We start from the raw sequence: 7,927 nt of genomic DNA, 5'->3' as shown, positions 1-7,927 counted from the left end.
CGGGCCTTTTGTTTTTGTGTTTTGCGGCCAGACGCGCCGCCGTCTCCCCCGGTGGCGCTGCGCTTACCGTGGCTACCAACCCGTAGCCCGGAAAAGGTGCGCAGCACCGCCTCCGGGGAAAGCCGCTGCCATATCGACGTAAACGAAAGGCTCAGTCGGAAGGCCGGGCCTTTTGTTTTGGTGTTTTGCGGCCAGACGCGCCGCCGTCTCCCCCGGTGGCGCTGCGCTTACCGGGGCGACAGACTCCGTAGCCCGGAAAAGGTGCGCAGCACCGCCTCCGGGGAAAGCCGCTGCCATAGCAACGTAAACGAAAGGCTCCGTCGGAAGATCGGGCTTTCTGCTTTTGTGTTTTGCGGCCAGACACGCCGCCATCTCCCCCGGTGGCGCTGCGCTTACCGGGGCTACCAACCCGTAGCCCGGAAAAGGTGCGCAGCACCGCCTCCGGGGAAAGCCGCTGCCATAGCAACGTAAACGAAAGGCTCAGTCGGAAGACTGGGCCTTTTGTTTTTGTGTTTTGCGGCCAGACGCGCCGCCGTCTCCCCCGGTGGCGCTGCGCTTACCGGGGCTACAGATCCGCACTTCCTGCGGGGAAGATCGCGCCATATCCACACGCTCACCTTCATTCAAAGCCATATAAAACCCCGTCGTTGTACCCACTTCGCCATAATTCTCTTTTTCATTGCGCATGTACTGACGTTAATCGCGAAAAGCGGTGTTACGAAAAAAAATGTGAATACAATCACATATAAATAAATAACAATTATATAACATTTGGTTCACTAATTAATTTGTCGAAGTGACGTGTCACGCCCGATGAGACAGATTACGGTCTTTGCTGGAGCAAAATTACAATGACAGAAAGCAGTATTAACGAGCAGGGGGCCCTGGAACAGGGAGATACCCGGCGCCGAGTATGGGCAATTGTGGGCGCATCTTCAGGGAACCTGGTGGAATGGTTTGATTTTTATGTCTATTCATTTTGCTCACTCTATTTTGCGCACATCTTTTTCCCTTCAGGAAATACCACTACTCAATTGTTACAAACCGCCGGAGTTTTTGCCGCTGGCTTCCTGATGCGCCCCATCGGCGGCTGGCTGTTTGGCCGCATTGCTGACCGTCGCGGACGTAAAGCCTCAATGCTTATTTCGGTATGCATGATGTGCTTCGGCTCGCTGGTAATTGCTTGTCTACCGGGATACGCCACTATCGGCACCTGGGCACCGGCTTTGCTCCTGCTGGCACGTCTGTTCCAGGGCCTGTCCGTTGGCGGGGAATATGGCACCAGCGCGACCTACATGAGTGAAGTGGCAGTAGAAGGAAAGAAAGGATTCTACGCCTCCTTCCAGTACGTTACGTTAATTGGCGGTCAACTGCTGGCGGTACTGGTCGTTGTCGCGCTACAACAAATCCTCAGTGATGAAGACTTGCATGCCTGGGGATGGCGTATACCTTTTGCTCTGGGCGCCGTACTGGCCATCGTCGCGCTGTGGCTGCGCCGTCAGTTGGATGAAACCTCGAAACAGGAAACCCGAGCGCTGAAAGAGGCCGGTTCCTTTAAAGGTTTGTGGCGTAATCGCCGGGCTTTTGTCATGGTGCTGGGCTTTACCGCCGCCGGCTCGCTGACTTTTTACACCTTCACCACCTACATGCAAAAATATCTGGTGAATACCGCCGGCATGTCGGCCAGCACCGCCAGTATGATTATGACGGCGGCGCTTTTTGTGTATATGCTGGTACAACCGCTGTTTGGCGCCTTCTCGGATAAGGTGGGTCGCCGCACTTCAATGCTGTGTTTCGGCGTGCTGGCGACGCTGTTTACCGTTCCAATCTTGAGTGCGCTGCAGAATGTTAGCTCGCCGTATGCCGCATTTGCCCTGGTGATTTGTGCGTTGCTGATTGTCAGCTTCTACACTTCCATCAGCGGGATCCTTAAGGCGGAAATGTTTCCGGCACAGGTTCGCGCGCTGGGCGTGGGCTTGTCCTATGCGGTAGCAAACGCGTTGTTCGGCGGTTCAGCGGAATACGTCGCGCTGTCGCTTAAATCTGCGGGAATGGAGAATGCCTTCTACTGGTACGTGACGGCGATGGCGGCGATTGCCTTCCTGGTGTCTCTGATGCTGCACGGTAAAGGGAAGGGTCTGCGTTTGTAACCTTATTGATGCGCCAGTTGCCACACCGCATAGCCGGTAGTGGCGCCGGCGACATCCCAGGCGAAATCTTTCCAGCTCCAGCCGCTCCCTGCCGGGCGGCTGTCCCATAACTCTTTTGATGCCCCCAGACTAACGGAAAACATCAGACCGATGGCGGCGCTGCGATCGCGGCTGTATCCCTGATGCTGCGCATATTCATTGCCGGCCGCGGAGAGCATTGCCGACGCGAGAAAGTGTTGGGCTTTGTCCTGACCACTCCAGGCATCATTGGCCATATGGCTGCAGCCGCCAAGCAGTAAAGGGGCAAAAATAACAAGATGACGCATAGTGCTTCCTGAAAAAAAGCCCCGTAAACGGGGCATTGATTTAAAGAATGCGGCTAATAAGACGGTCGATGCGGATACGTCGCAGACGGCGAATGAGCTTTTTCACCTTCACCGGATAGTCGGCGATGCTTTGCAGATCGCGATAATGCTTCACTACCGTCGTATGCGTACGGATGAGCTGAAGCTCCTTTTCCCGCATTTCGCGCAGTTGATGTTTAGGATCGTGGATAAGCACGGCATTTTCCAAGTCCAGCCGCCAGGCGCGCGGATTGAGGTTATTGCCGGTTAACAGCATCCATTCGTTATCAACCCACATACCCTTTAGATGGTAGCTGTTATCGTCATCTTTCCATAAACGCACGATGAGCTGATCGGTATTCACATAATACTGCAGGCGGCTCAGGAAGCGTCGCAGGTTAATTTCGTACAAATAAGGCAGTGCGCCGATGATTTTAAACGGCTGATCTTCCGGGATATAGAAGTCGTTCGCGGTCTTATCGCCGACGATGATTTCCACTTTTTTGCCGCTGCGTAGCAGAGAAATAATATTTCTGACCAGTACGGCGGGCAGGTTGAAATACGGGGTGCAGATTGTCAGCTTATGTTCCGCACACGGCATCAGGTGGAAGATAGTCTTGTTGAGCAGGCTCGATTTACCGAGCCCGACCAGCGGTGTGACTGATAGTTGATCTTCATCGGCATTGCCGGTGAAGTGATAGCCGCTTTCGCGCAGATCCTGGCGATACAGGCGAATATCATTTTTGATTTCCGGGCTTTTCGGCCGATCCGGGCGATCGAGACGATTCACGCCGCGACCCTCTACCAGGTTGTGCTCGACCCAGTCGAACATGACATCGGCCATCTTGCCGTTGCGGATGCACTGATAGCGATCGTAGCGATATTTATCATGCTGATGCAGGTACACATCGTTCAGGCTGGCGCCGCTATAGATGACGCTATCGTCGATGATGAAGCCTTTAAAATGGAGCACGCCGAGCGCTTCACGGGTATTGACCGGGACGCCATAGACCGGGATATCAATCCCAGGATTTTCCTGGGCCATACGACAGTACCAGTCGGCATTGGTATTGGAGGCTGCAGCGCCGATGCGGCCGCGCTGGGCGCGATGCCAGTCAACCAGCACGCGCACGTCCAGTTCCGGACGTTGACGTTTGGCGTCGTACAGGGCTTGCAGTATTCCTTTTCCGCCATCATCTTGCTCAAGGTAGAGCGCAATAATGCAAATACGCTGGGTGGCGTGGGCTATCTTTGCCAGTAGCGCCTGGCGGAAATCAGCCGGCGCGTAAAAGAACTCGATATCATCAACTGACTGAGAGAGCTTAGGGAGTTGGGCAAGGTGTTGTTGATGTTTATTACGCTTAAATTTTGACAACATCACAGTGCGTTTCTTCTCTGTTTATTGAAGGGTCTTCTGTACCATGCAGACGACGTAAGCGGGCAATAATAACATCACTACCCGCGAATGTGGTCATTAATTGCTGTCGCTTGTCACCGAATGTAACGTATTCAGCGCAAGAGACAGGCTCACAATTCCGTCTTCTAGCTGGATATCTACGGCAAAGCCAAGTTTTCTGGCAAGGCTTATCATGCCGCGGTTATTTGGCATGGTGATGCCATTTAAGCGCTGTAATCCGTGTCCATGCGTATAGGCGATAAGCTTTTCAAGGAGCTGTCGCCCCAGACCTAAACCTTTCAGATCCGAGCGTACCAGTACGGCAAACTCGGCATCAATGTTATCAGGATCGGAAATCGCTCTGGTCACGCCAAGGATCTCGCTTCCTTGCTCCGTAGCGCGTACCGCAACAAAGGCCATTTCACGATCGTAGTCGATCTGGGTCATATTGGCTAAGTCGTCATGGGTGAATTCGTTGATCTCGCTGAAGTAGCGGTAATAGAGATCTTCTTTGGTGACCTGTTCGATAAAAGCCAATAGCAGAGGTTCATCCTCAGGCAGGATCGGCCGGAACAGGCAGCGTTCACCGTTTTTCATCACCACCCATTCTTCTAACTGTTGCGGATAGGGTCTGACTGCCAGCCGGCTTTCGCTGTCGCCGCTAAATGGCGCCAGGCTGAGGGTGACGTCGAGGGCGGTAAACTCGTTGCCGGAAGCAAGCAAGGGGTGAATATCCAACCGCTGGATCTCGGGGCAATCGACGATCAGATTAGAGACCTGCACCAGCAACTGGCTAAGACCGGGAATATCTAACGGGCGTAGCGCGCTGCGTCCGCGGATTTTTTTGCTCTTAATGGCCTGGATCACCAGATAACGAGCCAGGTTCATATTCAGCGGCGGCAGGGCGACCGCGGCCTGATTTTCCGCTCGCCACTCGACACCGCCTTCGCCAAGCATGATCAACGGGCCAAAAAGCGGGTCATGCTCGACGACGACCCGAAGTTCCTGCGCCCCGGCGCGGTTGGCCATGCTTTGGACTAGCAGGCCATGAATACGCGCCTGCGGCCAGGCCATTTTTACCCTGTCGATAATCGCGTCCGCCGCCTGCTGGACTTCAGCAGGGGTTCGTAAATAGAGCATAACGCCCTGAACTTCAGATTTATGTGGAATATCCGGCGAACGTAACTTCAACGCCACCGGGTAGCCAATCTGCTCGGCGATATGTACCGCTTCGGCGCTGTCGGCGGCAATCCAGGTGGGCAGAGTATGGATGCCGTAGGCGCGCAGCACCGGGCTGACTTCATGGGTGTCCAGTGAGGTCGCGCCTTCGCTCAGCGCGCGCTGCAATAGCGTGTGGGCCTCGGCGGTATTGGCGGTCAACGTATCGGACAATACCGGCGTTTCCCGTAGCTGTTTCTGGTTGCGACGGTATTCCACCATATGCATAAAGGCGGTAATGGTACCCTCAGGCGTGCGATAGGTTGGAATGCCGGCTTCGCTAAATAGCCGTCGCGCCTCCTGGGAGGAGAACTCTCCGCACCAGTTCGTCAGCACCGTAACGTATTTCCCGCGCGGATGACGCTTAAGGGCATCAATCAACGCCAGCGCGCTTTCGGTACCCGGCGCCGCGGCGCTGGGGGAGTGGATCACCAGCAGCGCATCATAATCCTGGCTATCCAGCAACACATTCAGCGCCTTGAGATAATGCTCGCTGCTGGCGTCATCGCGCAGATCCAGAGGATTAGCAACCTCGACGCCTGTCGGTAACGTCTGTTTGAGCTGGTTGCTGGTTGCCTCGCTAAGCGTGGCGAGCTTACCGTTACGCAGCCACAGTTCGTCCAACGCCAGCGCCGCCGGCGCCGCGCCATTACTGATGATCATCAGTTTTTCGCCGCGCAATGGGCGCATATGGCTCAGGGTTTCAACGGCGGAAAAGAGCTCGTGGGTGTCCTGCACGCGCAGTAGCCCCGCCCGCTGAATAGCGGCGTCCCAGGCGGGATCCATTCCTGAGTTTACATGCAGCAATTTCTGCGCCGCCGGGCTGCGGCCGCTTTTGATGACCAGAATGGGTTTATTACGCGAGGCGCTACGGGCGGCGGAGACAAAACGCCGCGCATCGCTGAGATGCTCCAGATAGAGCAGAATGGCGCTGGTCTTGCTATCACGGGCGAGAAAATCGAGCAGGTCGTCGACGTCGATATCAAGACTATCGCCCAGCGCAATAAAGTACGAGAAGCCCATTTCACGCTGCTGCGCCCAGTCCAGAATGGTGTTGGAGACGGCGGCGGATTGCGAGATAAACGCCAGCTTGCCGCGCTGGATAGGCACCGGCGAGAAGCTGGCGTTGAGGCCCTGCCACGGCGCCAGGAGCCCCAGGCTGTTGGGGCCGAGTAGACGCATTTGATAACGGGCGGCGCATTCGAGCAGCGCCGGGTACTGGTCCGGCTGTGAAGAGAGGATAATGCAGGTTTTACACCCTTTCCGCCCTAAGGCCTCGAGCAACTCGAGGTTGCGCCGGGCATTAGTACAGAGCACCGCCAGATCCGGAGTAAAAGGCAGGCTGTCGATAGTCGGCCACGCCAGTACGCCAAGCACCGCTTTCCAGGCGGGCGTCACCGGCAGGACCGGGCCATTAAAACCGCCGGCCAACAGATTGCGCATCATTAAATAGCCAGCGCGCTGCGGTTTCATCGATGCGCCAATGACGGCGATCGATTTTGGCCGCAGCAGTGCTTCCAGGCCTCGTTGGCTCATACCGGTCTCCTTTAATCCCCAGTGACCGAATGATTTTAAACGCTTTCAGCCTGTTGTGCTGTGATACTGCCCTTATGCTGCGTTTTTCCCGCCAGATAGCGGCTTCTGAACAGGCTAAAGTGATCGCCAAGCGCGGCCGCCGCCTGTGCGTCGCCGGCTAAATCCAGCAGAGCAATGGCGACTTCCGCTGTACAGTACTGGCCGTCGGCGTGGGCCTCGCGCAGGTGATAGGCGGAGATGCGCGACAGGTCGACTGAGATTACCGGCAGCGCATCGAGATACGGACTTTTGCGAAACATTTTCCGTGCTTCCGTCCAGGTGCCGTCGAGCATAATGAACAGCGGCGGCTTACCTTCCGGCGGGGCGCTCAGTACCTGACGATCCGCTCCGGCATAAGAGGCCGGAAAGACGACCATGGGCTGATAATCAGGGTTGGCGACCAGATCGAGCAACGCCTGCGGCGGCTCGGTACGCGACCACTGAAACGCTTCGGTATTGGGCAGAATATCGGCGATAAGACGTCCGGTATTGCTGGGCTTCATCGGCTCGGTGTCGAACATCACCAGGCAAAAGCGGCTGTCGGCGGGCACTGGTGCCAGCGTTACGCACAGACACTGTTTTAGGGGGAGCAGGCAGCGCTGACAGCGGCGGATGCGGTTGCCGCGAGCAAGAAAAGGCCGGGTTGCGCGCGCGAGGCGTTCGGCGCGTAGCCGAAGGACAGCGTTATCAATCATGGGAGTCGCTAATGAAAAACGCTATTGTCGCAGAGGAGAAATCGGGGCACAAGCGGTGCCCCGGCGGCTTTACTGTTGGTTGGCTTCGTTCAACCAGCTATCGAACGGCGCTTTGGGGACGGCGCCATTCAGCATGTCGACCATTTCACCATTTTTGAACATCATAATGGTTGGAATGCTACGGATGCGGAAGCGAGTGCTCAGTTCGCGTTCGGCTTCGGTGTTCACTTTCACAAAACGCATTTCGCCGCTGCGCTCTTCAGCCACATCTTCAAAGATCGGCGCGAAGCTACGGCATGGACCGCACCACGGGGCCCAGAAATCAATCACGACTGGCAGATCGTCCTTTAATAGTTTATCCAGCGTTGCCCCGGTCGCGTTGATGACATCGCCGTCAAAGAGATCGTGGCCGCAGCGTCCGCACTTGGCGCCATCGGCGCTACGGTCTTCGGGGATGCGGTTAAGAGCCTGACAACTGGCACAAACGGTATTCATAACTAACCTCTGGTTATGGGGTTGCAGCGCGGCACGTGGCCGATTTGTTTCTGT

General features: G+C 56.0%; 7 protein-coding genes. 1 reads left to right on the top strand and 6 read right to left on the bottom strand.

The genetic code is table 11. The features are described 5' to 3' along the window. Positions 1 to 480: 480 nt before the first annotated feature. Complete coding sequence (locus tag AC22LX_RS09550) at positions 481 to 687, bottom strand: hypothetical protein (protein ID WP_213293157.1); 207 nt, start codon at positions 685 to 687, stop codon at positions 481 to 483. Between the two features lie 164 nt (positions 688 to 851). Between AC22LX_RS09550 and AC22LX_RS09545 the strand changes: the two genes are divergently transcribed. Continuing rightward, positions 852 to 2,150, top strand: coding sequence for an MFS transporter (locus tag AC22LX_RS09545; protein ID WP_045392803.1), 1,299 nt, complete (start codon positions 852 to 854; stop codon positions 2,148 to 2,150). Between the two features lie 2 nt (positions 2,151 to 2,152). On the opposite strand, the gene AC22LX_RS09540 is transcribed toward AC22LX_RS09545, so the two are convergent. The 5 genes from AC22LX_RS09540 to trxC all read right to left on the bottom strand — a co-directional run bounded on the left by AC22LX_RS09540 (position 2,153) and on the right by trxC (position 7,873). After that, complete coding sequence (locus AC22LX_RS09540; RefSeq protein ID WP_045392800.1) at positions 2,153 to 2,476, bottom strand: YfiM family lipoprotein; 324 nt, start codon at positions 2,474 to 2,476, stop codon at positions 2,153 to 2,155. Positions 2,477 to 2,516: 40 nt separating this feature from the next. Beyond that, positions 2,517 to 3,872: a CDP-diacylglycerol--serine O-phosphatidyltransferase gene (gene pssA / locus AC22LX_RS09535; RefSeq protein WP_045392797.1), complete on the bottom strand. Its 1,356-nt coding sequence runs from the start codon at positions 3,870 to 3,872 to the stop codon at positions 2,517 to 2,519. 96 nt (positions 3,873 to 3,968) lie between these two features. Continuing rightward, positions 3,969 to 6,644, bottom strand: a complete 2,676-nt coding sequence (locus tag AC22LX_RS09530; RefSeq protein WP_063447722.1) for a bifunctional acetate--CoA ligase family protein/GNAT family N-acetyltransferase — start codon at positions 6,642 to 6,644, stop codon at positions 3,969 to 3,971. Between the two features lie 35 nt (positions 6,645 to 6,679). Further along, positions 6,680 to 7,378 carry a tRNA-uridine aminocarboxypropyltransferase gene (gene tapT / locus AC22LX_RS09525; RefSeq protein WP_045392793.1) on the bottom strand — a complete coding sequence of 233 codons (699 nt, stop codon included), beginning with the start codon at positions 7,376 to 7,378 and terminating at the stop codon, positions 6,680 to 6,682. A gap of 69 nt (positions 7,379 to 7,447) precedes the next feature. Continuing rightward, the gene (gene trxC / locus AC22LX_RS09520) at positions 7,448 to 7,873 is read right to left on the bottom strand and encodes a thioredoxin TrxC (RefSeq protein ID WP_487333957.1); all 426 of its coding nucleotides are present in this window, start codon (positions 7,871 to 7,873) and stop codon (positions 7,448 to 7,450) included. Positions 7,874 to 7,927 lie beyond the last annotated feature (54 nt).

The sequence above is a fragment of the Klebsiella sp. PK01 genome, from assembly GCF_057624675.1.
This window is presented reverse-complemented; position numbering and strand designations above follow the sequence as displayed.